At 70.5% G+C, this 26,053-nt stretch carries 24 protein-coding genes and 4 pseudogenes; 22 read left to right on the top strand and 6 right to left on the bottom strand.

Annotation, left to right across the window (positions count from 1 at the left end; genetic code table 11):
* Positions 1–3: 3 nt before the first annotated feature.
* The 4 genes and pseudogenes from ACIRVK_RS37485 to ACIRVK_RS37470 form a co-directional block, all read left to right on the top strand.
* A pseudogene (locus ACIRVK_RS37485) lies at positions 4–1,197 on the top strand (IS110 family transposase); the annotation flags it as partial.
* 25 nt (positions 1,198–1,222) lie between these two features.
* Positions 1,223–1,450: pseudogene (locus ACIRVK_RS37480) on the top strand (3-oxoadipyl-CoA thiolase); the annotation flags it as partial.
* 119 nt (positions 1,451–1,569) lie between these two features.
* Positions 1,570–2,382 (top strand): alpha/beta fold hydrolase, encoded by an 813-nt coding sequence (locus ACIRVK_RS37475; protein WP_404255244.1) that lies wholly within the window; start codon positions 1,570–1,572, stop codon positions 2,380–2,382.
* A 9-nt stretch (positions 2,383–2,391) separates the two neighbouring features.
* Positions 2,392–3,003 carry a helix-turn-helix domain-containing protein gene (locus ACIRVK_RS37470; protein ID WP_030928054.1) on the top strand — a complete coding sequence of 204 codons (612 nt, stop codon included), beginning with the start codon at positions 2,392–2,394 and terminating at the stop codon, positions 3,001–3,003.
* 337 nt (positions 3,004–3,340) lie between these two features.
* Here ACIRVK_RS37470 and ACIRVK_RS37465 read toward each other — a convergent pair.
* Positions 3,341–3,677 (bottom strand): annotated as a pseudogene (locus tag ACIRVK_RS37465) (IclR family transcriptional regulator C-terminal domain-containing protein).
* A 355-nt stretch (positions 3,678–4,032) separates the two neighbouring features.
* Positions 4,033–4,662, bottom strand: a complete 630-nt coding sequence (locus ACIRVK_RS37460) for a TetR/AcrR family transcriptional regulator (RefSeq protein WP_404255242.1) — start codon at positions 4,660–4,662, stop codon at positions 4,033–4,035.
* 169 nt (positions 4,663–4,831) lie between these two features.
* On the opposite strand from ACIRVK_RS37460, the gene ACIRVK_RS37455 reads away from it, so the two are divergent.
* Positions 4,832–5,452 (top strand): TetR/AcrR family transcriptional regulator, encoded by a 621-nt coding sequence (locus tag ACIRVK_RS37455; protein WP_095855700.1) that lies wholly within the window; start codon positions 4,832–4,834, stop codon positions 5,450–5,452.
* Between the two features lie 396 nt (positions 5,453–5,848).
* Here ACIRVK_RS37455 and ACIRVK_RS37450 read toward each other — a convergent pair whose 3' ends face one another.
* Positions 5,849–6,694, bottom strand: coding sequence for an IclR family transcriptional regulator (locus ACIRVK_RS37450; RefSeq protein WP_404255239.1), 846 nt, complete (start codon positions 6,692–6,694; stop codon positions 5,849–5,851).
* 186 nt (positions 6,695–6,880) lie between these two features.
* Here ACIRVK_RS37450 and ACIRVK_RS37445 point away from each other — a divergent pair, with 186 nt between their 5' ends.
* The 9 genes from ACIRVK_RS37445 to ACIRVK_RS37405 all read left to right on the top strand — a co-directional run bounded on the left by ACIRVK_RS37445 (position 6,881) and on the right by ACIRVK_RS37405 (position 15,319).
* Positions 6,881–7,708: a hypothetical protein gene (locus ACIRVK_RS37445; protein ID WP_404255237.1), complete on the top strand. Its 828-nt coding sequence runs from the start codon at positions 6,881–6,883 to the stop codon at positions 7,706–7,708.
* 148 nt (positions 7,709–7,856) lie between these two features.
* Complete coding sequence (locus ACIRVK_RS37440; RefSeq protein ID WP_404255235.1) at positions 7,857–9,230, top strand: aromatic ring-hydroxylating dioxygenase subunit alpha; 1,374 nt, start codon at positions 7,857–7,859, stop codon at positions 9,228–9,230.
* Positions 9,227–9,574, top strand: a complete 348-nt coding sequence (locus tag ACIRVK_RS37435) for a bifunctional 3-phenylpropionate/cinnamic acid dioxygenase ferredoxin subunit (RefSeq protein ID WP_404255233.1) — start codon at positions 9,227–9,229, stop codon at positions 9,572–9,574. The genes ACIRVK_RS37440 and ACIRVK_RS37435 overlap by 4 nt, the downstream gene beginning before the upstream one ends.
* Complete coding sequence (locus ACIRVK_RS37430) at positions 9,571–10,791, top strand: NAD(P)/FAD-dependent oxidoreductase (RefSeq protein WP_404255231.1); 1,221 nt, start codon at positions 9,571–9,573, stop codon at positions 10,789–10,791. The genes ACIRVK_RS37435 and ACIRVK_RS37430 overlap by 4 nt, the downstream gene beginning before the upstream one ends.
* Positions 10,792–10,888: 97 nt before the next feature.
* Complete coding sequence (locus ACIRVK_RS37425) at positions 10,889–11,452, top strand: 3-phenylpropionate/cinnamic acid dioxygenase subunit beta (protein ID WP_404255229.1); 564 nt, start codon at positions 10,889–10,891, stop codon at positions 11,450–11,452.
* 24 nt (positions 11,453–11,476) lie between these two features.
* Positions 11,477–12,343, top strand: a complete 867-nt coding sequence (locus ACIRVK_RS37420; RefSeq protein WP_404255227.1) for an alpha/beta fold hydrolase — start codon at positions 11,477–11,479, stop codon at positions 12,341–12,343.
* Between the two features lie 3 nt (positions 12,344–12,346).
* Positions 12,347–13,186 (top strand): 3-(cis-5,6-dihydroxycyclohexa-1,3-dien-1-yl)propanoate dehydrogenase, encoded by an 840-nt coding sequence (gene hcaB / locus ACIRVK_RS37415; RefSeq protein ID WP_404255225.1) that lies wholly within the window; start codon positions 12,347–12,349, stop codon positions 13,184–13,186.
* Between the two features lie 50 nt (positions 13,187–13,236).
* On the top strand, positions 13,237–14,811 hold the full coding sequence (locus tag ACIRVK_RS37410) for a long-chain fatty acid--CoA ligase (RefSeq protein ID WP_404255223.1): 1,575 nt from the start codon (positions 13,237–13,239) through the stop codon (positions 14,809–14,811).
* Between the two features lie 7 nt (positions 14,812–14,818).
* The gene (locus ACIRVK_RS37405) at positions 14,819–15,319 is read left to right on the top strand and encodes a GNAT family N-acetyltransferase (protein ID WP_404255221.1); all 501 of its coding nucleotides are present in this window, start codon (positions 14,819–14,821) and stop codon (positions 15,317–15,319) included.
* An 8-nt stretch (positions 15,320–15,327) separates the two neighbouring features.
* Here the strand turns inward: ACIRVK_RS37405 and ACIRVK_RS37400 are convergent, their stop codons facing one another.
* Positions 15,328–17,694: a SpoIIE family protein phosphatase gene (locus tag ACIRVK_RS37400; protein ID WP_404255219.1), complete on the bottom strand. Its 2,367-nt coding sequence runs from the start codon at positions 17,692–17,694 to the stop codon at positions 15,328–15,330.
* A 253-nt stretch (positions 17,695–17,947) separates the two neighbouring features.
* Between ACIRVK_RS37400 and ACIRVK_RS37395 the strand changes: the two genes are divergently transcribed.
* From ACIRVK_RS37395 to ACIRVK_RS37370, 6 genes are read left to right on the top strand one after another with little or no spacing between them, the layout of a single operon-like run.
* Positions 17,948–18,931 (top strand): zinc-binding dehydrogenase, encoded by a 984-nt coding sequence (locus ACIRVK_RS37395; RefSeq protein ID WP_404255217.1) that lies wholly within the window; start codon positions 17,948–17,950, stop codon positions 18,929–18,931.
* A 12-nt stretch (positions 18,932–18,943) separates the two neighbouring features.
* Complete coding sequence (locus ACIRVK_RS37390) at positions 18,944–19,882, top strand: 3-carboxyethylcatechol 2,3-dioxygenase (protein ID WP_404255215.1); 939 nt, start codon at positions 18,944–18,946, stop codon at positions 19,880–19,882.
* 5 nt (positions 19,883–19,887) lie between these two features.
* Entirely contained in the window at positions 19,888–20,685 is a 798-nt protein-coding gene (locus ACIRVK_RS37385; RefSeq protein ID WP_404255213.1) for a 2-keto-4-pentenoate hydratase, read from the top strand.
* Complete coding sequence (locus ACIRVK_RS37380; RefSeq protein WP_404255211.1) at positions 20,682–21,656, top strand: acetaldehyde dehydrogenase (acetylating); 975 nt, start codon at positions 20,682–20,684, stop codon at positions 21,654–21,656. The genes ACIRVK_RS37385 and ACIRVK_RS37380 overlap by 4 nt, the downstream gene beginning before the upstream one ends.
* Entirely contained in the window at positions 21,653–22,681 is a 1,029-nt protein-coding gene (gene dmpG / locus ACIRVK_RS37375) for a 4-hydroxy-2-oxovalerate aldolase (protein WP_097272978.1), read from the top strand. Before ACIRVK_RS37380 ends, dmpG begins: the two co-directional genes overlap by 4 nt.
* A gap of 21 nt (positions 22,682–22,702) precedes the next feature.
* Positions 22,703–23,617 carry an alpha/beta hydrolase gene (locus ACIRVK_RS37370; protein ID WP_404255209.1) on the top strand — a complete coding sequence of 305 codons (915 nt, stop codon included), beginning with the start codon at positions 22,703–22,705 and terminating at the stop codon, positions 23,615–23,617.
* Positions 23,618–23,644: 27 nt separating this feature from the next.
* Here the strand turns inward: ACIRVK_RS37370 and ACIRVK_RS37365 are convergent.
* Positions 23,645–23,974 (bottom strand): annotated as a pseudogene (locus ACIRVK_RS37365) (transposase); the annotation flags it as partial.
* 111 nt (positions 23,975–24,085) lie between these two features.
* Positions 24,086–24,931, bottom strand: a complete 846-nt coding sequence (locus ACIRVK_RS37360) for a menaquinone biosynthetic enzyme MqnA/MqnD family protein (RefSeq protein WP_404255207.1) — start codon at positions 24,929–24,931, stop codon at positions 24,086–24,088.
* Positions 24,932–24,992: 61 nt separating this feature from the next.
* Between ACIRVK_RS37360 and ACIRVK_RS37355 the strand changes: the two genes are divergently transcribed.
* Both ACIRVK_RS37355 and ACIRVK_RS37350 read left to right on the top strand, forming a co-directional pair.
* Positions 24,993–25,250, top strand: a complete 258-nt coding sequence (locus tag ACIRVK_RS37355) for a hypothetical protein (protein WP_404255205.1) — start codon at positions 24,993–24,995, stop codon at positions 25,248–25,250.
* A gap of 169 nt (positions 25,251–25,419) precedes the next feature.
* The gene (locus ACIRVK_RS37350) at positions 25,420–25,938 is read left to right on the top strand and encodes a hypothetical protein (protein WP_404255203.1); all 519 of its coding nucleotides are present in this window, start codon (positions 25,420–25,422) and stop codon (positions 25,936–25,938) included.
* The last annotated feature ends 115 nt before the right edge of the window (positions 25,939–26,053 follow it).

Raw genomic sequence — 26,053 nt, 5'->3', positions numbered from 1 at the left:
CCCCACCATGACGTCGAGGTCCAGGACGAGGCGGGCCGCAAACTCGTTGCGGCAAGGCTGTCCGAAGGTGTGCAGGGAATCGCGAAGCTGCACGAGCTCCTCGCCAAGCACGGCGGCGCGGACCTGGATCCGGCCGCGGTGGTGGTGGGCACCGAGACCGACCGGGGCTCGTGGGTGCAGGCCCTGATCGCCTCCGGCTACCAGGTCTACGCGATCAACCCGAGACAGGCCGCCCGCTTCAAGGAGCGGTACGCAACCTCCGGTGCCAAAAGCGACAAAGGCGACGCACACGCACTCGCGGATATGGTCCGCATCGACCGGGACCAGCTGCGGCCGGTCGCCGGCGACAGTGAGCAGGCCCAGGCGGTCAAGGTCGTCGCCCGCGCCCACCAGAGCTTGATCTGGGAACGCACTCGCACCTTCCAGCGGCTGCGCAGCACGCTGCGGGAGTACTTCCCCGCAGCTCTGTCCGCCTACGCGGACCTTGAGCTGACCAGCACGGATGCCCTGGAACTGCTGATCAAGGCGCCCACCCCCGCGGCGGGGGCGAAGCTGACGCGGACCCAGATCACCGCTGTCCTGGCCCGTCACCGCCGCCACCACCGTGACGCGAAAGCGGCCACGATCCAGACCGCCTTGCGCGAGCCGCAGCTCGGCCTGCCCGAGCCGGTCACGGCCGCCTATGCGGCCACTACCCTCGCCCACGCACGGCTGATCATCGCGCTGAATGAACAGATAGATGCGATGGAAGTGCAGGTGAAGGCCCATTTTCTTGCGCACCCGGACGCTGAGATCTACCTCTCGATGCCCGGCATCGCGGAGATCACAGGCGCCCGGGTGCTCGCCGAGTTCGGAGACGACCCCACCCGCTACACCTCCGCGAAGGCCCGCAAGAACTACGCAGGAACCAGCCCCATCACCCGGGCCTCCGGCAAGAGTCACACCGTCCAGGCCCGCTACGTCCGCAACAACCGCCTCGCCGACGCCCTCCAGCGCCAAGCGTTCGCAGCCCTGCGCGCCTCCCCCGGAGCCCGCCGCTACTACGACAAGCAACGCGCCCGCGAGGCCGGCTACAACCCCGCCCTCCGACAGGTCGGAAACCGCCTCGTCGGCATCCTCCACGGATGCCTCAAGACCCGCACACACTACGACGAAGCGACCGCCTGGTCGCACCACGCGGACCCCCATGCCGCTTGACACCAAACGACATGGGGTGTCTGACATGAAGACCGTCTACATCGTGGACGCGGTGCGCACCCCGATCGGCCGCTACAACGGCGCCCTCGCCGCCGTCCGCCCCGACGATCTGGCCGCCCACGTCATCCGACAACTCCTGGGCCGCACCCCCGAGTTGGACCCGTCCGCCATAGGCGACGTGTATTTCGGCAACGCCAACGGCGCCGGCGAGGAGAACCGCAATGTCGCCCGCATGGCCGCCCTGCTCGCCGGCACCGTCGCCCACCAACTCGCCCGCCGCGGCAGTGGCACCGGCATCGCAACCCTCTGCATCGGTGTGGGCCAGGGCGTAGCCCTCCTCCTCGAACGCTGAGAACCTCCACAGGAGCCGCAGTGAAACGCCGCCCTCTGCTGCATCACCGGGTGCTCGGTCCCATCGACGCGCCGCTGCTCGTTCTGGGGCCCTCGCTCGGCACATCGACGACCGTATGGGACCCCCATGTGGCGGTGCTTGCCGAGAGCCACCGCGTGCTGTGCTACGACCTTCCAGGGCACGGCGGCTCGCCGAGCGATCTCATCCGGGCTCACGAACCCGGCCGTACGACAGTCGGCGACCTCGCCGACATGGTTCTCGAACTCATCACCCACCACGGCCGGGACCGCTTCCATTACGCGGGCATCTCGCTCGGCGGCGGTGTGGGGACACACCTCGCACTGCACCACCCGGACCGCGTCGCCTCGCTGGCGCTGGTCTGTTCCTCGGCGTACTTCGGCCCGCCGCAGTTCTGGCAGGAGCGCGCCGATCTCGTACGACGCGCGGGAACCGGCGCCCTGCTCGAGGCCATGCCCGGCCGCTGGTTCGCCGATCCCGGCACAGCCGCGACCTCCCTCGGGAAGACGTTCCTGCAGGACCTCGCCACCGCCGACCCGATCGGCTACGCCGCCTGCTGCGACGCCCTTGCCGCCTACGACGTTCGGCGCGACCTGAGAAGGATCACCGCCCCCACGCTCGTGCTCAATGGTTCCCAGGACACCGTCACACCCCCGCCACATGCCAGGGAACTAGCCGAGGGGATTTCCGGGGCGAAGCTGGTGACGGTCGATACAGGTCATCTCGCCGTGGAAGAGCCACAGGCCGTCGGAGCGGCGCTGCTGGCCCATCTGCGAATGGCGGGCGGCGCGGAGGACGCCGACCGCAGCTCGTAGAGTGGCCGTGTGTCACAAGGAAACGCCGTAGTCGCGCGCAATGTGCGCCTTCTCAGGGAGCAGCGCGGCCTGTCCCTGGCCGAGCTGGCCCGCCGGGCGGGGCTGGCCAAACAGACGCTGTCGAATCTGGAACAGGGCACGGGCAACCCCACGGTCGACACCCTGTTCTCCATCGCCACGGCCCTCGGCGTGCCGGTAACCCGGCTGGTCGCCGAGCGGGAACAGGTCATCAACGTGCAGCGTGGCGACGAGGTCGTCTGGGAGCAGCACGGAAGGTACGAGTCACGGTCGCTGGACCACATCTACGGCTCAGGTGTCATCGAGAACTACGTGGTGCGCATCGGCCGGCACAGCGACGGTGCGGACATGCCGTCCGAACCGCACCCGGTGGGGACACTGGAGCACCTCTACGTCATCAGCGGCAAGGTACGCGTGGGGCCTGTCGACAGCCCGTTGGAGCTTGGCGAGGGGGATTTCGCGCGCTATCCGGGCGACCGGCCGCACGTGTACGAGTCACTGGCGGACGAGAGCCTGGTGCACATTGTGGTGAGCGTGCCGCGCGTCCAGCCCGGCACCGGCGGTACGAACCTGGCACGGACCCACGGGAACGAAAGACGCTGAGCTTCGCCGCACCTGGTGTGCCGCATCTCGGCACAACCGATTGGCCCACCCCCGGGACAGGGCGGAATCTGGCGTTGGCCGCTCGTCAGGGCGGTCCGGGGCCGCCAGGCGTGAGCGTCCGGGCTAATACCGTGGTGCTCTTGCGCGCACGCCTGGCTGGCCACCGTTCTCCGCGCCCAGACCAGGGATGGTCGTGTCGGAGACTGGGATCCCTCCACAAACGGGTGGGGCCGGACAGTCCGCGACGGCACGGCAGGCGGATCGGCCGGGTCGGCGTGTCCGATCGGCCTGCCCGGTGACCTCGGTGCCGCGCATGCCGGGGGCACCGGCGGTCCGCTCAGGCAGCCGGCGGCCTGCTCACGTCGTACGGCGCTGCCGCTTGGCGTCCCTTCGCTGCGGTGAGGGCGCGTGCCGCCTCGAAGGCCACGCGGCGCAGGGCCGGGGCGTATCGGGACGGCTCGAAGCGGTGGTGGGCGCCGGCGACCGAGAGCGCCGCCACCGGACGTCCGGAGGCACCCATGATCGGCACTGCGACGCAGGTCAGACCGGGGGCGGCTTCCTGCCGGTCGTAAGCGATGCCGTCCTGGCGGATGCGCCGCAGCTCCTCACGGAACCGTCGCGGGTCGGCGAGGGTGTACGGCAGCCTCGGCCGCGTCGTGGTCGAAGGCGAGCAGGGCCTTGCCGACGCCGGTGCAGTAGGCGGGCAGGCGGGCGCCGATCCGAGGGGGGAGCGGGTCGCCCGGTGGCCCTGGATCTTGTTGACGTACACGATGTCGGTGCCACGCAGGACCGCCAGGTGCACGGTCTCGTGCGTCAGCTTGTACAGGTCCGCGAGATGCGGCAGCAGCTGCTCGCGGAGCAGCACCGGCGTCGCACGGAACGGCCTCGGGGCGAAGAGGTCTCGGCTGAGTGTCCGGCGACGACGGCCGGAAGCGCCCACCGTACGAGAGTGGCGCACGTCAGGTGGGGCGAGAGGGGCGCTGTGGCGCTGCACGACGCTTGTTGTGCTGTACGCCGTTGTGCGGCGGTTCAGGCGCCGAGGGCGGGGAGGACAACGGCGTCGAGGTAATGGCTCACGAAGGCTCGATCGGCCGACTTGTCCTCGATCAACTGACGGGCGATCAGGGCACCGAGGAGCATGTGTGGCACGTAGGTCAGGGTCGGCGAGGCCGCGCTGATCTCACCCCGCTCGACCGCCCGGGCGAGCGCTTTGTCGAGTCCCGTCAGCTCCGGGTGTACGAGCAGGTCACGCAGCGCTTGGAACAGATCGGGATGGGTGTGCACGGCCTGGACGAGGCCGCGCATGAGTGAGGCGTTCTCCATCAGCTGCCGGTCGTCCAGTTGCGCCACCATCGCCCGGAAGTCACCTCGCAGGGATCCGGTGTCGACACGGGAAAGGGTGGCAAGCTTTTGATGGCGTAGCGCCATAGCGACCAGCTCCGGCTTGCCCGTCCACCGGCGGTAAAGGGTGGCCTTGCTGCACTGGGCCCGGGCGGCCACGGCGTCCATGGTCAGGGCCTCGTAACCGGATTCCCGCAGCACATCGAGCACGACCTCGCATATCTCTGCCTCGCGCTCGGGCGTTATCCGGCTACGCGGCCTCGCGCGGTCCGGCCCCTCCGAGGCTGCTGACGTCTTGCGCTCGGCCTCCGTCAACATCAGCGACTCCCTCGAACGGAACCGTTCCGTGCGAGGAAAATCTATCCCGAGGAAGTATGAATACGAAACCGTTTCGGTAGTGAAAAGGGGCACGGGCGAAGCCCGGCACTGACTTTCGATCTGGGCCACCTGAGAAACTGGACCGCGAGTAGACCTGGAAGGGGCATGCATGGCAAGCACGTCACCGGCGGCGGCGAAGCCCGGACGGCCTCGCGACCCGGGTGCGGATGAGCGCATAATCCAGGCGGTCGTGGACGAACTCGCCGAGGTCGGCATCGCAGGCTTCCGTATCAACTCCATCGCCGCGCGTGCCAAGGTCGCCAAACGAACCCTCTACTCGCGCTGGCCCGAGCGCGACGATCTCATCCTGGCCGGCCTGGCCACCTTGTCCGTGCGGCTCGACCCGCCGTGTACGGGCAGCCTCGAGGAGGACATACGGCTTCTCTACGACGCCATGGCCGAGCATCTCGACAGCCCCCGCTGGCTGATCGGAGCTCGCTGCAGCTTCGAATTCCCCGACCACCCCGAGCTCTACGCGACGTTCCAGCGCGACTGCATCGACCAGCCGCTGGCCGTCATCGAGGACGTCCTCCGCGACGCCCAGGTGCGCGGCGAACTCCGCAGCGACATCGACCGCTCCGTGGCCGCGGAGACCTTCGCGGCGTCGATCGGCGGGTTCAGCACGCACATCGCCCGCCTCCGCGGCATGAACACGCACGCAGTCCGTGACCGGTTCCTCGACCTGTTCCTTCATGGGCTGCGCGCAGTCGGAGACGCCGGATCAGGCTGACCGCTCCCCTCCGCGGGATGACTGCCTGATCGCCCTTGGGCGTCGTGCTCCGTGCGTGAGTTCGACCTACTGAGCCCTAGCCGTCCCGCACGCGCTTCCAGCCCTGACGCCCCGTTACTGGTAACGGGGCGGGGCGGCGTCCGGCGCTGATCAGGATGCGCTGTGCCGTCTTCCGGCACGTGTTCTCGCCGCGGTAGGCGCCGACCCGGAATGCTGGCGTCAGCCGCCGGTGGACGTCGGGGGCGACTTCACCGCTGACCACTCCTGGCAAGGACAGCGGTGAACTTGGACGGGATCAGGCCACTCCGCTGGGCCCGGCCCGTTCGTGAGGCGACCTCGGTGCCGCACACCGGGGTCGCCGTCCAGGTGGGTGGCCTGTGGGCTCTCGTGCCAGGGTCAAGCCGCAGATAGATTGTCGAGCCGCGAGGTCGCCGTCTGCCGGCTTGCTGTGGCCGCGTTGACCGCGCGTGCCGCCTCGTAGGCCACCCGTCGCAGAGCCGGCGCGAACCGGGCGGGCTCGAAGCGGCGGTCGGCGCTCGCGACGGAGAAGGCGGCCACGGGTCGCCCGGCCGAACCCATGATCGGTACGGCGACGCAGGTGAGGCCGGGAACAGCTTCCTGGCGGTCGTAGGCGACGCCGTCCCGGCGGATGCGGCGCAGCTCGGACCGGAAACGGTCGGGATCCGTGCATGTGTACTCAGTGCGTGCCGTGAGGCCGTCGGCGATCGCGGCCTCGATGGCGTCGTGGTCGAAGGCGAGGAGGACCTTGCCGACGCCGGTGCAGTAGGCGGGCAGGCGGGCGCCGATCCGGGAGGGGGAGCGGGTCGCTCGGTGGCCCTGGATCTTGTTGACGTACACGATGCCGGTGTCGTGCAGTACGGCCAGGTGCACGGTCTCGTGGGTCGTCTCGTACAGGTCCGCCAGATGCGGCATCAGGCATTCCTGCAGGAGCAGGGGATTGGGGCCGTAGACCCGTACGCCGATGTCGAAGAGCTGGGATCCCAGCCGGTAGTTGCTGCCGACGCGTTCCACGAGGTCGTTGCGGTGGAGGATGCCGAGCAGCCGGAAGGTGGTCGATTTGGTCAGCCTTGTCCGCCGGGCCAGCTCGCTCACGCCGATCTTCCCGTCCAGTTCGGCGAGGGACTTAAGGAGGAAGAGCGCCTTGTCGACCGCGGTCTGCTGGTCGGGCTCGCCGGTCGCTGTGACTGAGGGCTGCGCGGAAGGCGAGGAGGGGAGTTGCATGGCGGGCTCCGTGGGGATCCAGGGGGGCCATTAAAATGGACGTGCGTCCAGCTTAATTGATCGTTTCGGCGTTGTAAAACACAGGGGCCCCCGCTTGCCTCTGAGTGACGGATCCGATCGTCACCCCGTGCCGTATCTCGGCACGGTGGCTGGGCACGGCGGCCGGGAGCAGCGTCTGCTGTGGCCATGCAGCGACACGCCACAGTGGCCGCGACCGCCGTCCTAGCCGCCCAGGCTTCCCCCGACGCACAGCTCGTCGAGGAGCCGGCGGCGGTGCTGCGGCGTGCCGAGGCCTGGGGGCACCTCCCGGCCGAAGGCTGGGGGAGGATTCCCGTCGCACCACTCACCGAGGAGTACGAGGACCTGGACCTGGCCGGCGCCTACGCCGTGGAAGAGGCCAACGTACGGATCCGTCTCGCGGCGGGTGAGCACCTCGTCGGACGCAAGGTGGGCCGCACGTCCTTGCCGATGTGCGAGCAACTCGGCCTGCCCGAAGCGAGCTTCGGGACCCTGTTCCAGTCGATCGTGACCCCGGACGGCGGCACCATCGACACGCGGGAGCTCATCACCCCGCGGGCCGAGGCAGAGGTCGGTCTGATCCTCGGCCGGCGGCTGTCCGGACCCCGCGTGCGGGCGCGGAGGTCCGGGCGGCCGTCTCCCCGTCCGCGCCGGCCGACACCGTCAACGGCAACGCCTCCTCGGCGCGCGTCGCCGTCGGCCGTCCCGTCGACACCATGGACGAGCTGCTCATGGGGCTCCGGGACGAGTACGTCGGGCAGTACGCCGATGGGGAGCGCGTCGCGCCTGGCCTGGCGGCCGAAGTCCTCGGCGATCCGCTTCGCGCCGTGGCCCGGCCGGCCCGGACGCTCCCCGCGCACGGCAGCGCTCTCCACTCGGGCGAGCTGCTGCTTCACCGGGTCTGTGCACGCAGGCGTCCCCCTGACACCGGGCTCTCGGCTCGCCGTGCGGTCCGGCACCGGTCGTCGGCCCGAACTGACCGTCACCGTCCGATGAACCACCAGCAAGGAAGAGGGGGAGCCGCCATGCCACCGCGTGAACCGGAGCGCTCCGACCCTTCGGGTGTGCACCTGAACGCACGCCGAACCACCAGCCCACGAGGGCGGCGCAGCGCGCGCCCGATCCGGCCCGAGGAGGCCCAGCGATGACCACCACGCCCGCCCGGCTGGGGGCACTTCCCGCCCGAAGGGTGGGGGAGGACCGCCTGGCTCGCGTACCCGAGCTGGCCGTCGACGTCAGCCCCTACTTCGACCTCGACCGCGGTCTGGTCGACCGCACGATCTTCAGCGACCAGTCCGTCTACCGGCAGGAGCTGGGCCGCGTTTTCGCGCCCAGCTGGCTGTTCCTCGCGCACGAGAGCCAGTTCACGAAGCCCGGTGACTTCTTCACCAGCTACATGGGCGAGGACCCGGTCATCGTCACCATGGGCAAGGACCGGAAACTGCGTGCCTTCCTCAACGCCTGCCGCCACCGCGGCATGCGGGTGTGCCGCGCCGACGCGGGGGCGACGAAGGCGTTCACGTGCAGCTACCACGGCTGGTCCTACGACACCTCCGGGAAGCTGATCAACGTTCCCAACGGAGGGGACTACCCCGCTCACTTCGAGCAGGACCAGTGGGGACTGATCGAGGTCGCGCAACTCGACACGTACAAGGGACTCGTCTTCGCGACCTGGAACCCCGAGGCCCCGCCCCTGGTGGAGGCGCTCGGCGGACTGACCTGGTACCTGGACGCGATGCTCGACCACGACCCGGAGGGCACCGAGGCCGTCGGCGGGGTGCACAAGTGGGTGCTGGAGGGCAACTGGAAGCTCGCCGCCGAGCAGTTCGCCTCCGACTGGTACCACGTCAACATCTCGCACGCCTCCGCGCTGATGGTCATGTCACCCACCGGCAAGGGCCCCAAGACGGACATCGTGCAGACGCCGGGCCGGCAGTACACCGACTCGCTGGGGCACGGGCACGGCTTTCCGACCCACCCCAAGAGCCGTTTCGACGACCGTGTCGTACACGAGTGGACCGACTACGAGGCGCTGCGCGAACGGCTCGGTGACGCCCGGATCGAGGGACCGATGACCACCGGGCACGGCACCGTCTTCCCGAACTTCTCCTACCTGCCGGTCAACGGCTCCATCCGCGTGTGGCACCCCAAGGGCCCGGACAAGATGGAGGTCTGGGCCTGGACCATCGTCGACAAGTCGATGCCGGACGAGGTCAAGGACGCCCAACGCATCTACAACCTGCGCACGTTCGGGCCGAGCGGCATCTTCGAGCAGGACGACGGCGAGAACTGGAGCGAGGTACAGGCCACCGCGCACGGCTTCGTGGCCGGCTCCATGACGCTCAACTACCAGATGGGACTGGGGCTTCAGTCCGAGGACGGCGTCCACCCCGGCACCACCGGCCGCCTCTACAGCGATGGCGCCGCCCGCGGTTTCTACACCCGCTGGCGCGACCTGATGAACACGCCCGCATGGCACGAGAAGAACGCCGAAAAGAACCCCGAGGGCACCCCATGAGCACCACCGGCACCGGCATCCGGGTCGCCGCCGTCGGCGACATCGAGGAGGGCGAGGCGCTGAAGGTGCCCGCCGAGACCACCGGCCACACCGACGCCATCGCCGTCTTCCACGAGGGCGGCGCCTACTACGCCCTCGACGACACCTGCACCCACGGCCAGGCATCGCTCGCCGACGGCTGGATCGAGAACGGCGAGGTCGAGTGCCCGCTGCACAGCGCCCGCTTCTGCCTCAAGTCCGGCGAACCGCAGTGCATGCCCGCCACCCTCGCCCAGCGCACCCACCGGGTCGAGGTGCGCGAGGATGAGGTCTGGCTGCACCCCGGCGAGGAGGCCGACGCATGAGCGGGCCACGGCGCATCGCCGTCGTCGGCGCGGGCCTGGGCGCCGTCTCGACCTGCGACGCGCTGCGCGCCCAGGGCTACGATGGCGAGCTCGTGCTGTTCTCCGCCGAGCGCGGCCTGCCCTACGACCGCCCGCCACTCAGCAAGGACGTCCTGCTCGGCAAGTCCCGCCGCGAGAACATCCTGCTGCGGCCCGAGCAGTGGTACGACGAGCAGGGCATCGAACTCCGCGATGGCGCCCCGGTCCGGGCGATCCGCCCGCACGAGGGCGGACTGGAGCTGGCCGACGGCGAGCTTGCCGCAGCCGACCGGATCGTGCTGGCCACCGGCGGCACCGCGCGCCCCCTGCCGGTGCCGGGCGGTGACGACCCGGCCGTACACCTGCTGCGCACCTGGGAGGACGCCGAACGGCTGCGGGAGCGGCTGCTACCCGGCGCCCGGGTGGCGGTGATCGGTGCCGGGCTGATCGGCGCGGAGACCGCGGCCGTCGCCCACGCCCTGGGCTGCCGCGTCACCCTCATCGACCCGCTACCGGTGCCACTGACCGCAGCGGTCGGGGACGAGATCGCGAACGCACTGCACCGGAGGCACGCCGCCGAAGGCATCGCCGTCCTGACCGCCGGCGTCGAATGCGTCGAGCGCCGTCCGGGCAACCTCGGAGTCCTGCTGCACCTCACCGGCTACGTGGCACCCGTGTCCGCCGACACCGTGGTGGTCGGCATCGGCATGCGTCCGGCCACGGAACTGGCCGAGGCCGCGGGGCTGAACGTCGACAACGGTGTGGTCGTCCACCCCGGTCAGCGCACCTCCCACCCCAATGTCCTCGCCGTCGGCGACGTCGCCCGCCCCGAGGGGCACAAGGTCCGTCATGAGCACTGGGAGGCCGCCCAGCGCGACGGCGAGGCCGCCGCCCACGGCATCCTCAGCCGCCCCCTGCCGTCCTTCGGCGCTTCCTGGTTCTGGTCCGACCGGCACGGCTCCCGGCTGGAGGCGGTCGGCACCATGGCGGACGCCGAGCGCACCGTGCTGCGCGGGGCTCCGGACGACGGCGCCTTCACCGTCTTCGGGCTGCTGGGCGACCGGCTGGTGGCCGCGGCCGCCATCGACCGACCACGCGACATCATGGCCGCCCAGCGGATCGTCGATCGCGGTGTCGCTGTCGACGCGGCCGTCCTGTCCGACGAGAGCGCGGATCTGCGCACGCTGCTCAAGCGCTGAACCGCCACGTGCCGCCTTGTGGCACACGCGCTCCCCGAACCGCCCCCTCCGCGCTGGAATGGCACCACCCGGCGCGGCCCGCAGGAGGACCCCCCCGATGAGCATCCACCCCCCGGAGACCCCCCGGACGACCGCACCCGCCGTCGACGAGGACATGCGGCTCCACTTCGAGGTACAGCGCTTGTACGCCCTCGAGGCACAGCTGCTCGACCAGCACCGCTACGCCGACTGGCTGGAGCTGTTCACCGACGACCTGCACTACTGGGCGCCGGTACGCACCAACCGCCTGCGGCGCCAGCAGGCCCTGGCCGACGGCTCGCCCGGCGAGGTCGCCATCTTCGACGAGACCAAGGCCAGCCTGGCCTGGCGCATCCGCCGGTTCGACTCGGGCATGGCCTGGGCCGAGGACCCGCCGTCGCGGACCCGGCATCTGATCACCAACATCCTGGTCTGGCCGGCCGACGAGCCCGGCGAGTACGTCGCCGAGTCGTCATTCCTCTGCTACCGCAACCGCCTGGAACGTGAGGTCGACCTCTACGCCGGCGGCCGCACCGACCAGCTGCGCCGCGACCCGGACGACGGACGGCTGCTGATCGCGCGCCGCACCATCCTGATCGACCAGAACGTCCTGCTCGCCAAGAACCTCAGCACCTTCCTGTAAGCCCTTGTGAACCGGAGCCCGCTCGTGACCACTGAACAGACCACAGAGGTGAAGCTCGTCGAGCACACCGTGCAGACCACGCTCGGCACCATCACGGTCAGCGAGGCCGGCGAGGGCCCGGTGCTGGTGATGCTGCACGGAGGCGGCCCCGGCGCGAGCGCGGTCGCCAACTACCGCCACAACCTCCCCGCGCTCACGGAGCACTTCCGCGTCATCCTGCCCGACCAGCCCGGCTTCGGCGGCAGTTACCGCCCCACCGAGGCCGACCTCGACGCCCGCAGCATCACCGAGATCACCCTCGACGCCCTGCTGCAGACCCTAGACGCCCTCGGCATCGACCGCTTCCACCTGCTCGGCAACAGCCTCGGTGGGGCCTCCGCCATCGCCACCGCACTCGAAGTCCCGGGCCGGGTCGAGAAGTTGGTTCTGATGGCGCCGGGAGGAGGCTGGCTGCCCTTCGGACCGACCCCGACCGAAGGCCAGAAGGCCATGTTCCGCTACTACAACGGCGAGGGCCCCACCCTGAAGAAGATGCGGGACTTCATCGGCGTGATGACCGCCGAACCCAAGCGCTGGGCCGACACCGCGCAGGCCCGCTACGAGGCGTCCCTCGACGAGTCCCACATCGCCTTCTACGACGCCTACAACGCCGCTTTCGCCAAGCGGCACGGCATGGACCCGCTGTGGCAGCGCGTTCACAAGATCAAGGCGCCCACCCTCCTGCTGTGGGGCCGCGACGACCGCACCATCACCCTCGACGGCGCCCAGCTCATGCTCAAGCAGATCCGCGACGTCCAGCTGCACGTCTTCGGCGGCTGCGGCCACTGGGTCCAGCTGGAGCGCCAGGCCGAGTTCGAGCGCCTGGTCACCGACTTCCTCGGGGAGCACTGAATCATGGGTTGGCTGGAGGGCGAAGTCGCCCTGATCACTGGCGGGGGCTCCGGCATCGGCCGCGCCGTCGCCCTGCGCTACCTCGCCGAAGGCGCGAGCGTCGCCGTCCTCGGCCGTGGGGCCGAGCAGTTGGAGGAGGTCGTCGCCGCGGCGGGCGACCGCTCCGACCGGGTGCTGCCCCTCACCGGCGACGTACGCTCCCCGGACGATCTGCACCGGGCGGTGGACGCGACCGTCGAGAGGTTCGGCAAGCTGGACATCCTCGTCCCCAACGCCGGGATCTGGGACTACCACCGCAGCGTCACCAAGCTCGACGGCAAGGAGCTGTCCGAGGCGTTCGACGAAATCTTCGGCATCAACGTCAAGGGCTACGTCCTCGCCGTCGAGGCGGCCTGGCGGGAACTCGTCGCCACGCGCGGCAGCATCGTGATGACGCTGTCCAACGCCTCCTTCCACACCGACGGCGGCGGCCCCCTGTACACCGCCAGCAAGCACGCCTGCCTCGGCGTGCTCCGGCAGTTCGCCTACGAGCTGGCGCCGAAGGTCCGGGTCAACGGCGTCGCCGTCGGCGGCATGCGCACCAAGCTGCGCGGCCCGCGGAGCCTGGGCCTTCAGGACCGCACGCTGGCCGCGTCGTTCGCCAGGAACGAGGCGTCCGGACAGGAGCAGCAACCGCTCATCCCGCTGTACAACTCCAGCGTGGAGCCGGAGGACTTCACCGGCCCCTACGTCCTGCTCGCCTCCCGCGCCAACAGCGGCACCGTCACCGGCGCCGTGATCCCCGCCGACGGCGGCATCGCCGTCCGCGGATTCCGTTCCCCGGCCGGTGGCGCCGGCCTCTGAACCGTCTCCCCTTCTCACTTCCGCACGACAGCCATCGAAGGAGCCGCCGCATGGCCGCCGTCGACATCAGCCCCGCCGCGGCACTGCACCGCAGAGCCCAGTACCCCACCGCCTGCGCACTCGTCTACGAGGGCCATGAGACCTCGGCCGCCCAACTCAGCCGCAGGACGGCCGAGTTGGCCGCCGGGCTGGCCGAACGTGGGCTGCGGCGCGGCGACCGGGTCGCCTACCTCGGCCTCAACAGCGTGACCTTCTTCGAGACGCTGCTGGCCGCGGCCCACCTCGGGGCGGTCTTCGTGCCGGTCAACTTCCGGCTCGCGGCCGAGGAGGTGCGCCACATCCTCAGCGACAGCGGTGCGCACACCCTGGTCGTCGAGGAGGGCCATCGCGCACTCGTCGAGTCCGTGATGAGCGACATACCCGCCCGCATCCACGTGCTGGTCGACACAGATCCGCGGTGCCCCGCGGCGACCGCGCCCGCCGCCGTCTGGATACCGCTCTCGGAGCTGCTCGGAGCCGACCGACGCACGGAGCCGGTGGCGCTGTACGACGACGACCTGGCGGCGCTCATGTACACGTCCGGCACGACCGGCCGGCCCAAGGGCGTCATGCTCACCCACGGCAACCTCTGGTGGAACGCGGTCAACGTCGAAAGTGTCGTGGACACCCGCCCGGACGACGTGAACCTCGCTGTCGCCCCGCTCTTCCACATCGGCGGCCTCAACGCCCTCACCCTGCGCACCCTCGTGCGCGGCGGCACCGTCGTCGTGCGCCGCGGCTTCGACCCCGCCCAGTGCCTGGAGGACCTTGTCCAGCACCGTGTGACGTCCCTGTTCGCGGTCCCCGCGATGTACAGCGCCCTGACCCGCGTGCCCGGCTTCGCCGCGGCCGACCTCTCCGCCCTACGATCCGCGATCGTCGCGGGCGCCCCCGTCCCGTCCCAGCTGATCAGGAACTACGAAGAACGTGGCATCCTGCTCCAGCAGGCGTGGGGGCTGACCGAGACCGCGCCCTTCGCCTGCTACCTCCCGGCCGGGCTCACGGCGGAGAAGGCCGGATCGGCCGGCGCACCCATGCCGTACACGCAGATCCGCATCGTCGACCCGGTCACCGGGGCCGGCGTGCGGGACGCGGACACGCGCGGGGAGATCTGCGTGCGCGGCCCGAACGTCACGCCCGGCTACTGGAACAACGACGAGGCCACCCGTGCCGCCTTTGACGACGCGGGCTGGTTCCACAGCGGCGACATCGCGCACCGGGACAAGGACGGCTTCTACTACATCGTCGACCGCCTCAAGGACATGATCATCAGCGGCGGGGAGAACGTGTACCCGGCCGAGGTCGAGCGCGTTCTCGCCGCGTACCCGGGCGTCCTGGAGGCGGCCGTCATCGGCGTCCCGCATCCGAAGTGGGGCGAGACCGTGCTCGCCGTGCTGACCTGCGAGCCCGGGACCACGCCCACACTGGAGGAGGTACGCGCCTTCACCGGCCGGCACCTGGCCCGCTACAAGCTGCCCACCCAGGTGCTGATCGCCGAACAGCTGCCCCGCAACGGCAGCGGCAAGCTGGTCAAGTCCCAACTGCGGAGCTGGGTCGAGACCCAGCGACCCGCCGAGACACCGTGAGCCGGCCATGAGCATCCACACCGCCGTCGTACCGGCACCGCCCGAACCCGTCTTGGGTCCCGACTGGACGCTGCGCCCGCTCGACGAGCCCGCCACGGTGACCCCGCAGATGGCGCGCACGTACGCCGTCACCGAGGCCCAGGGCGGTCCGACGCTGCTCCTGCGCGTCCACCGCGTCGCGCACCACCCGCTGCACAGCTGCTATCCGTACGGCACCCACGACCTTGCCCTGGGCCTGGTCCTCCCTGACCACGGGCCGTCCGGCCGGGCGCTTGCCGCGAAACTGCTGGGCGCCCTCGTGCCCGCACTCTTCCTCGCCGACCGCCGCTGCCGCCGCATCGTCGCCGCACCGGACGAGAGCGACACCGTCACCCAGGCCGCCCTTGAGGCGGGCGGACTCCTCCGGGTCACCGAGGCCGACCTGCCCGACGCCAGCGTGGTCCTGTTCGCCGCCGAACCCCCGGACCTCGCCGACATGTCCACCGCCCTCGACGACATGCCCCACTGACCACCGCCTCACCGCGCGGAGAGGTCGAGAGGAGCAAGCTCGGCCCATATGGTCTTGCCGGTGCGGGTGTAGCGCGTACCCCACCTTCGGGTGAGCTCCGCGACCATGAACAGACCGCGGCCGCCCTCGTCGAACACCCGGGCGCGGCGCAGGTGCGGACTGGTGCTGCTGCCGTCGGAGACTTCGCAGATCAGTGCCTCGTCCTTGATCAGCCTGAGGCGGATCGGGCCGCTGGCGTACCGGATGGCGTTCGTCACCAGCTCGCTGATGACCAGTTCCGTGACGAACTCGGTTTCCTCCAGGCCCCATGCGGCCAACCGGTCGCAGGCGCGGCGGCGGGTCTCGGCGACGGCTGCGGGATCGACGGGAACGTCCCAGGAGGCGACGCGGTCCTCGCCGAAGAGACGGGTGCGGACCAGGAGCAGGGCGATGTCGTCGGTGCGCGCTTCGGGGCTCAGGGTGCCCAGGACGGTGTCGCACAGCGCCGCGAGCGAGGACGCGGGCCGGGCCAGAGTGTGGCGCAGGGCGTCGAGTCCCTCGTCGAGGTCGCGATCGCCAGCCGAGAGGAGGCCGTCGGTGAACAGGGCGAGCAGACTTCCTTCGGGCACGGTGACCTCGGCCGCCTCGAAGGGCAGGCTGCCCAGACCCAGAGGCGGGCCGGCGGGCAGGTCGAGGACCGTGCTGGTGCCGTCCGGGTGTACCAGGATCGGCGGGGGATGGCCGGCCCGGGCAAGTGAGCAGATGCCGGAGAGAGGGTCGTAGACCGCGTACAGGCAACTGGCTCCGATGGCGCCGGGGATCTCGCCGGTGGCGACGGTGTCGTCCTCGGTGTGGGTGACGATGTCGTCGAGGTGGGTGAGGAGCTCGTCGGGCGGGAGGTCGATGTCGGCGAGGGTGCGCACCGCCGTACGCAGGCGGCCCATGGTGGCTGAGGCGTTGATGCCGTGGCCGACGACATCGCCGACGACCAGGCCGACGCGGGCGCCGGGCAGCGGGATCACGTCGTACCAGTCGCCGCCCGGCTGCGCACCGCCGCCCGCGGGGAGATAACGGGAAGCCGTCTCCACGGCAGGATGCGTGGTCGGGCCGTGCGGCAGCAGGTTGCGTTGCAACGCCAGCGAGATGCCGCGTTCGCGGGTGAACCGGCGGGCGTTGTCCAGGCAGACCGCGGCCCGCGCGACCAGGTCCTCGGTGACGGCCAGATCGTCAGGGCCGAACGGCTCGTGAGACGAGCATCTGACGAACATGACTGCCCCGAGGGTGGTGCCACGGGCGCGGATGGGTACGGCGATCAGCGAACGCAATCCGCATGCGCGGGCCTGCGCCGCCTGGACAGGGTCGTCGGCGAACCAGCGGACGACCTGGGAGTCGTCGACGTGGTGCCGTGCCGCCCGGCCGCTGGCCAGACACCGGGCGATCGGCGAAGAAGCAACATGGTTGCTGATCTCGTCCGTGGCCGGATGCTCTGCGGACGTCGCGGACGCCGCCCTGTATGCCGCCCGGCGCAGCGGGACGGGACCGGACAGGACAGGTGCGGGCACATCGCCCCGGAAGACGGGGTCGAGCAGGTCCACGCTGACGAGGTCGGCGAAGCGGGGTACGGCGACCTCGGTGAGCTCGCGTGCGGTGCCCACCACGTCCAGGCTGGTGCCGATGCGGGTGCGGGCCTCGCTCACGAGGGCCAGCCGCTCCCGGGACTCGTACTGCTGGGAGTAGTCGTAGGCCGACAGACCCGCCCCCTGCACTTGGCTGGCTTCGTCCGTGAGCGGGAAGATGTCGAGAGCCCAGGGGTGCGCCCTCGGCTCGCCCGGAAGCCTCACGAAGAGCTCGCTGAATTCGGGCTTCCCGCTCTGAACAACCCGGCGGATCCGCTGCTCGACTTCCTCGTATGCGGGGCCCTGAAGGATCTCGGCCAGGAACCGGCCGCGGACGTCGTGCTCGGAGAGGCCCGTCACCCGCTCCGTGAGCTCGTTGCCGAACAGTACGCGTCCCTCGCGGTCAAAGATCGAAAGGGCGAGGGGCTGCTCCTGGAACATCCATCGCTTGAGCGAGCACTCGTCCGGGGAGTCCGTCCCGGGCACGACCATCACCAGGCACCCGGTCGGCCGCTTGTCGGACGGCAGCGGATAGAGGCGCACCTGAGCATCCGACAGCCTGCCGTCCCGGTGCCTCAGCACTGCCCAGCCAGCGGTGAACAGATCGGCCAGAGGCTTTCCGATGACCTCCTCGGGGGCATAGTCCCACAGCGTCTGGGCGCCGCTGCTCCAATGGGTCACCCGGCCGTCCGGGTCCGTGACCGCGATGGCCGCAGCCGTGCCGAGGAAGGCCCCTGTCGATGCCGGAGGGAGTCGGCTGGGCGGCTCGTCGGACGTCATCGTCGTGTCCTTGGTAGCCTTGTTGTCGTGTCCTGAGTGGCCTTGTTGCCGGACTTGCTGACCATGTTCACGATCCCCCTGAGGGTGGCAGGTTTCAAGCCGAGCGGCCACCCGCGCGCTGGTCGGCGTGCCGGGCGTCCGACGGGAGCGCAGGGGGCCGGGCCCGGGCCGCCATCCGGCAGGAGCCCGGACGTGTGCTGCACCGTGGCACACGGGCTAGGTCCCGCCTCCGGGTGCGGGTGAACGTGGCTGCGTGCTTGCAGCAACCGCCATCTCCCAGAGCGCCGCCGACCCGCTGTCCGGGCTGGTGCTGCGCGACGTACCGGTACCTCACCCGAAGCCCGGCTGGTCCCGGGTACGGGTCGTGGCCTCTTCCCTGAACATGCACGACCTGTGGACGCTGCGTGGCGTGGGCCATCCCCCGGAGCGCCTTCCCATCGTGCTCGGCTGCGACGCGGCCGGCTACGACGAGGACGGCAATGAGGTCATCGTGCATCCGGTGCTCGGCGACCCGGACGCGGGCGGGGGAGACGAGACGCTCGACCCGAACCGTGCGCTGCTGTCCGAGCAGCACGACGGGGCCTTCGCCGAGTACTTGACCGTGCCCACCCGCAACCTGGTGCCGAAGCCCGCGTGGCTGTCCTTCGACGAGGCGGCCTGCCTGCCGGTCGCCTGGGGCACCGCCTACCGCATGCTCTTCACCCAGGCCCGGATCACCGCCGGCGACCGGGTGCTCGTACAGGGCGCGGGCGGAGGGGTCGCCTCCGCCGCCATCTGGCTCGCGGTGGCCGCCGGGGCCGTCGTCTACGCCACCAGCCGCAGCGAGGCCAAGCGTGCCGAGGCCCTCACCTGGGGGGTGCGCGCCGCGCTGGCCCCCGGTGAGCGGCTGCCCGAGCGGGTGGACGTCGTAATCGAGACGGTCGGCGAGGCGACCTGGTCCCATTCGCTGAAGTCGCTGCGGCGCGGCGGCACGGTCGTGATCGCGGGAGCGACGAGCGGCGCCAACCCGCCCGCGGACCTGGCCCGCATCTTCTACCTCCAGGGACGTGTCCTCGGCTCCACCGGCTGCACCCGTGGCGAGCTCGTCGCGCTGCTCCGGCTGATGGAGGCCACCGGAGTCCGCCCCGTGATCGACCGCACCCTGCCCCTCACGGACATCCACAAGGGCTTCCAGCTCATGATCGACGGCGGTCTGACCGGGAAGCTCGTCATCCACCCGTCGGCCCCCCAGAGTTAAGGACCCTCTCCCATGACCGCAGCTGTCGTCGGGCTCTCGCACTCGCCCCTGATCGGCAGGAACGACCCCGAGCCCGAGGTTCTGGCCCGCGTCGACGAGGCCGTCGAGAGCGCCAGGGCCTTCGTCCGCCGCTTCGACCCGGAGCTCGTCGTCCTCTACGCGCCCGACCACTACAACGGCTTCTTCTACAAGGAGATGCCCCCGTTCTGCCTTGCCACCGAGGCCCACGCGGTGGGCGACTTCGGTTCCCAGGGCGGACCGCTGTCGGTCGACACCGACGCCGCCAGGACGCTGGCCAAGGGGGTGCTCGACCGCGGCATCGATCTCACCGTCTCGGCCCGGATGACCGTGGACCACGGCTTCGCGCAGCCCCTGGAGGTGCTCTTCGGCGGTATCGACCGCGTGCCGGTGGTGCCCGTCTTCGTCAACGGCGTGGCGACCCCGCTCGGCCCGGTCAGCCGTATCCGCGCTCTCGGCACCGCGGTCGGTCAGGCCGCGGCCGACCTGGACAAGCGGGTGCTGTTCGTCGCCTCCGGTGGTCTGTCCCACGACCCGCCGGTGCCGGTGCTGGAGGGCGCACCGCCCCGGGTCGCCGACGCGCTCATCGAGGGAAACCCGCCCACCCCGGAGCAGCGTGCGAAGGGCGAGGAGCGGGTCGTCCAGGCCGGCCGCGACTACGCCGCCGGGTCGTCGAAGATGATCCCGATCAACCCCGCCTGGGACAGCCTCCTCCTCGACCAGCTGGAGCGCGGCGACCTCGCGGAGTTCGACTCCTGGACCGTCGATGACATGGCCGCACAGGGCGGCGGCTCCGCCCACGAGGTCCGCACCTGGATCGCGGCGTACGCCTCCCTCGCGGCCACCGGCAAGTACGAGATGACCTCCCGCTTCTACGAGGCCATCCCCGCCTGGATCGCCGGATTCGCTGTGACCACGGCGGAAGGGCGGTGACCGGCATGGCAGCCACACCCGTCGAGCTGGCGGCCGCCCGGCTCGCCGCCGCCTTCTCCGAGGGACGGCCCGTGGCCCCGGTACGCGATCTGCTCGGTACCCAGGACGTCGACGCCGCGTACGCCGTACAGCAGGAACTCACCCGCAGCAGAGTGGACAGCGGTGCGGTCGTCGTCGGCCGCAAGATCGGCCTGACCTCCCCGGCCGTCCAGCGCCAACTCGGCGTCGACCAGCCCGACTTCGGGGTGCTCTTCGCCGACATGGACGTCTCCGCCGAAGCCGAGGTCCCCTCCGGCAGGCTGCTGCAGCCCAAGGCCGAGGCGGAGATCGCCTTCGTCCTCAAGGAGGACCTGGCCGACGGCGACCTGGACCCCGCGCAGGTGCGCGCCGCGGTCGACTACGCCGTCGCCGCGCTGGAGATCGTCGACAGCCGTATCGCCGACTGGGACATCTCCCTCACCGACACGGTCGCCGACAACGCCTCCAGCGGACTGTTCGTGCTGGCGGAACGCCGCCTCACGCTGGACGAGTTCGAGCCCCGCGAGACCGTGATGCGGCTGTACGCCGACGACGTCCTCGTCTCCGAGGGCAACGGCGCCGCCTGCCTCGGCGACCCCCTGAACGCACTGGCCTGGCTCGCCCGGACGGCCCGTGACCTGGGTGACCCGTTGCGGGCCGGACAGGTCGTCCTCTCCGGCGCGCTGGGCCCGATGGTCCCGGCCCCGCCCGGCACCCGGATCCGCGCCGAGATCAGCTCGCTCGGCGAGGTCACCGCCGCGTTCTCCGAGAAGAGGGACGCATGACTTCCCCCAAGACGCCAAAGACCAAGGTCGCCATCATCGGGTCGGGCAACATCGGCACCGACCTGATGATCAAGATCCTCCGCCTGTCGGACACCCTCGAAGTCGCCGCCATGGTGGGCATCGACCCGGAGTCCGACGGCCTCGCCCGCGCCGCCCGACTGAAGGTCCCGACGACCCACGAGGGCGTCGAGGGCCTGATCGCCATGGAGCACTTCGACGACATCGAGATCGTCTTCGACGCGACCTCGGCCAAGGCCCACCTGGCCAACGCCCACCGGCTCGCGCCCTTCGGAAAGCGGCTCATCGACCTCACCCCCGCCGCCATCGGCCCGTTCGTCGTCCCGCCCGTCAACCTCGACGAACACCTGGAGGCCGGCGCGGACAACCTCAACATGGTCACCTGCGGCGGCCAGGCCACCATCCCCATGGTCGCGGCCATCTCCGCGGTGACCGCCGTCCACTATGCGGAGATCGTCGCCTCCATCGCCTCCAAGTCGGCGGGGCCGGGCACGCGCGCCAACATCGACGAGTTCACCGAGACCACCTCCCACGCCATCGAGAACGTCGGCGGAGCGGCCCGCGGCAAGGCGATCATCGTCCTCAACCCCGCCGAGCCCCCGCTGATCATGCGAGACACCGTCCTCTGCCTCATCGGGGACGCGGACCACGACGCCATCCGAGCCTCCGTCAAGGAGATGGCCGAGCGGGTCGCCCAGTACGTGCCGGGCTACCGCCTCAAGCAGGAGGTGCAGTTCACCCCGATCTCGGAAGGCGAGCCCGTGCACACCCTGCTCCCCGCGGGCGCGGGCCCGGTGACCACCCGTGTCTCGGTGTTCCTCGAAGTCGAGGGCGCCGCCCACTACCTGCCCGCCTACGCCGGAAACCTCGACATCATGACCTCGGCCGCCCTGCGCACCGCCGAGTCGATCGCCCGGCACAGCACCACCGTCACCGCAGAGGCCAGCCGATGACTCACCAGCTCTACATCCAGGACGTGACCCTGCGGGACGGCATGCACGCCATCCGGCACCGCATCGATCCTGCCGACGTGGGCCGCATCGCGGCCGCCCTCGACGCAGCCGGCGTCGACGCCATCGAGGTCGCCCACGGCGACGGCCTCGCCGGCGGCTCCCTCAACTACGGCCCCGGCAGCCACACCGACTGGGAGTGGATCGAGGCCGCGGCCGACGCGATCGACAACGCCGTCCTCACCACCCTCCTCCTGCCCGGCATCGGCACCATCGCCGAACTGGAGCGCGCCTACGCCCTCGGCGTCCGCTCGGTGCGCATCGCCACCCACTGCACCGAGGCCGACATCTCGGCCCAGCACATCGCCAAGGCGCGCGAGCTGGGCATGGACGTCTCGGGCTTCCTGATGATGAGCCACATGGCCGAGGCGCCCCAACTCGCCGCGCAGGCAAAGCTCATGGAGTCCTACGGCGCCCAGTGCGTCTACGTCACAGACTCCGGCGGCCGCCTCACCCTGGACGGCGTACGCGAACGGGTCCGTGCCTACCGCGACGTACTCGACGAGAGCACTCAGATCGGCATCCACGCGCACGAGAACCTCTCCCTGTCGGTCGCCAACAGTGTCGTCGCCGTCGAGGAGGGCGTCACCCGCGTCGACGCCTCCCTGGCCGGACAAGGAGCGGGTGCCGGAAACTGCCCCATCGAGGCGTTCATCGCCGTGGCGAACATCCAGGGCTGGAAGCACGGCTGCGACCTGTTCGACCTCCAGGACGCCGCCGACGACCTGGTCCGCCCCCTGCGCGACCGCCCCGTACAGGTCGACCGCGAGACGCTCACCCTCGGCTACGGCGGCGTCTACTCCTCCTTCCTGCGCCACGCGGAGATCGCCGCCGAGCGCTACGGCGTCGACGCCCGCACGCTCCTGCTGGAAGTCGGCCGGCGCGGCCTGGTCGGAGGCCAGGAGGACATGATCGTGGACATCGCGCTCGACCTGATGTCCAACCCGGCCACCAGGCCCGTGAACTGACACACAGTAAGGAGAGAGCGCATGGGTGAACGTCTGCCGATACGCATCCCGATCGACGGAGACGAACTGGACGCCTGGTGGTACGCCCCCGAAGGCGTCGGCGGACCCGCCCCCTGCGTCGTCCTGGCGCACGGTTTCGGCGGCATCAAGGAGATGCGGCTCGCGGCCTACGCCGAGCGGTTCGCCGCCGAGGGGCTCGGCGCTCTGGTCTTCGACTACCGGTCCTTCGGCGAATCCAGCGGGCGTCCGCGCAACCTGCTCGAGATCAAGCGGCTGGTCGCCGACTATCACGCCGCCGTCTCCGCGGCGAGGTCCCGTCCCGAGGTCGACTCCAGGCGTGTCGCCGTGTGGGGCAGCTCCATGTCCGGCGGCACCGTGGTGCTGGTCGCCGCGGCGGACCCGAGCATCGCCGCGGTGGTGTCGCAGGCGCCCCTCGCCGACGGCCGGGCCGCGCTGGTGCGCATGCTGAAGCGGTCGGCGACCCATGTGCTGGGCCTGGGCGTGGCGGGCGTCCGGGACGCCCTCGGGGCTCGCCTCGGCCGTGAGCCGTACACCGTGAAGGCCGTGGGCAGCCGCGGTGAGCAGGGCGCCGTGCTGGCTACTGCGGACGCCTACGAGGGAATGCTGCGCCTCCTTCCGGCGGACGTGCCCTACGACAACGAGGTCAGCGCGCGCGTGATCCTCTCGCTGCCCTTCTTCCGCGCCGTCGAGACCGCCCCCCGGCTCACCTGCCCCCTGCTGGTCCAGGTGATGGACCACGACGACCTCACGCCGCCGGGCCCCGCCGCCGCTCTCGCGGCCGCGGCTCCGCACGGCGAGCTGCTCGCCTACCGCGGCGGCCATTGGGACCCCTACGTCGGGGAGGGCTTCGACCAGGTGGTTCCCGACCAGATCGCCTTCCTCAAGCGGACTCTCGGGGCTCCAGCCGCTCGGTGACGGTGCGGCGCACCCTCAGCTTGTCATTTATCCAGTTCGGCGCGGTTTCGTGCCGACTTTGTGGTGAGCGGGACGACTGAACGCCTCGCCGGTGGCGAGGACTCCGCCCACGTCATGCCGGGTGGCCCGGCGACGGTTCTTCGAGCCCGGCGGCCTGCCTGGCCCCGGCCGGGAAGGTTTCGGTGCACCGGCCGGAGACCCGGTCCTCGCGTGCAGGTTCCTGAACCCTCTGCGGACGCTGGCGGGTGTCAGTCTGTTCGGCTCGGTGGGCTTCTCCCAGGGCCTGCGGAGGTCGGTGGCCGGCGGTCGGGCGAGCCGGAGCTGGGCATTGGCGGCGATCACCAGCCAGGTCCACCGGGCCGGGGACCACCCGCTCCAGCAGTTGACGCCCTGCCTCGGCGTCCCGTGCCGCGGCAGGGCCGAGGTGATGCTCCTGCCCTTGGAATGCTTTCCGATGCTCAGGCTGAGCTAGAAGGGGAGAGCAGCCGTGACATATCCCGAACGGCGCGCGAATTCGCTGAGCCCCAGCCGTTCCCGCTTCCCGAGGGAGAAGGCGAGGGTCCGGGTGAAGAAGTCCTGCAGCATCGGGGCGGTGAAGGGCTCCCAGACGGCCGCCCGGTCGGCAAGCTCGCGGGACTCACTCCGCGCGAGGCCGCGCGCGGCCAGCAGACTGCGGTGCACCATGCCGACGATGTCCGGCTGCCGCGCCGCTGTCTCCTTCCGTACCGCCCACACGGCCAGTACGAAAGGCAGCCCTGACCAGCGTCTCCACAGCTCACCCAGGTCGTAGGCCCGAACACCGGGAGAGACGGGCTGGTTCATCGTCGCCGCCAGGGCGGCGTCCCCGGTCACAACGGCGGCATCGGCAGAATCCAGCATGACCTCAAGATCAGGCGGCCGCGTCACATACCTCGGAGTGACCCCGTAGTGCTGCTCCAACAGCAGCCGGGACATCTGTGCGGAGGTGGGACTGGTCGTGGCGAGTGCGACCGTGCGGCAATCCAGCGCGCTCAGCGGCACTTTCGTGACGATCGCGCAGGACTGGATCGGCCCGTCACTTCCGACGGCGATGTCGGGCAGCATCACGAGGTCATCGCTGTGCCGCAGATACTCGACCAATGAGATCGAGCTGACGTCCAGGTCGCCGGAGAGCAACCGTCCCGTCAGCCGGTCGGGTGTGTCCTGGACAAGGTCGATGTCCAACAGAGCGGTGCTCCGCGCCAAGCCCCAGTACAGGGGCGTGCATGTCAGGAATGCACTGCGCCCGACCCGCGGTCGCCTCGTCGGTTGACGGATCTGGCTGGAGGACGTCATGCAGATCATCTTAAGTCCCGCTCTGAACGCCCCGCGGCCGTCTTCCTGCCTCCCCGGGGGCATGTTGGAGCCCGCCGAGAACCTCCGGCGCGCCTGGAAAGTCCGCACCGGCCACGGACCGGAGAACATGGCCACCCTGCGCAACTTCGCGATCAACCGGCTCCGCGCGGAGGGCCACGCGAACATCGCGGCCGGCCTCCGCGAGATGTCCTACGAACCCTTCCGCGCCCGCTGGACCTCACCTGATCAGCAACAATCCAAGATCACGAGACTTGGCAGCAACCTTGGGTGGCTACCACCGCTGCGAGCGTGGCAATGAAGCCGGTGCCGGCGAGCCCGCGGAGTCGGGGCGGGGCTGGTCCGGCCCGACGCCTGGCCTGCGACGACCCCGGTGTCATTCATGCTGTCCATGTCGTTCCTGCATCATTCGGCAACTTTCGTACAGGTGACTTGACGGGCATGTGTCGGTCCTGGCCCTGAGGGTGACGATGCGCATCCGCTACTACGACCTGCGGCTCGAAGTCGCCGGACCGGCCTCGGGGTTCGCCACCCGGCTCGATGTCGTGGAGCTCGGTGCGCTCACCGTGGGAGACGTGCGTTTCGGCACCGAGATGCGGATGAGCTTCGGCGAACCGGGCGTCTACCACGTCGCAGTCCCCTTCAGTGGCTGCTTCAGCATCCAGGAGGGGCGTGGCGAGGTGGAGTTATCCACCCCGGGGCGGGCCCTGGTCTTCGATCCGGCGCGGGACATCCACATCGACACCTGGTCAGCCGACTGCCAGGCCCTCACCGTGAAGATCGACAAGGCGGCCGTCCCTCGCCGTGCGACGGCTGGGGTTCCGCAGGGCGCGGACGCCGGGGGTAGCAGACCCCTGCTCATCTCAAACCGTGCTGGATTCGTGCTGGGAAGGACGAGAGCGCCCGTGCTGGGGCTTGCACTGTCCAGATTCCCGCGGCGGCAGGAAGCGCGTCGGCGAACGGCCTCCGCCCCCCTTTCGCGACCGTGAGGCCGAAGTGGATCAGCCGTCACCCGGCGTTTTCGGGTCCCCTGGCCTCATGCCTCCTCGGCGCCGCGGGCCGGCATTGAGCCGTACCGGCTGCGCAGGCGGGCCTTGAGGATCT

Origin of the sequence: Streptomyces sp. NPDC101152 (assembly GCF_044768275.1) — a bacterium.
Lineage (GTDB): Bacteria > Actinomycetota > Actinomycetes > Streptomycetales > Streptomycetaceae > Streptomyces.
Note: the sequence above shows the minus strand (reverse complement) of the source record. Positions and strands in the feature narration are given on the sequence as shown.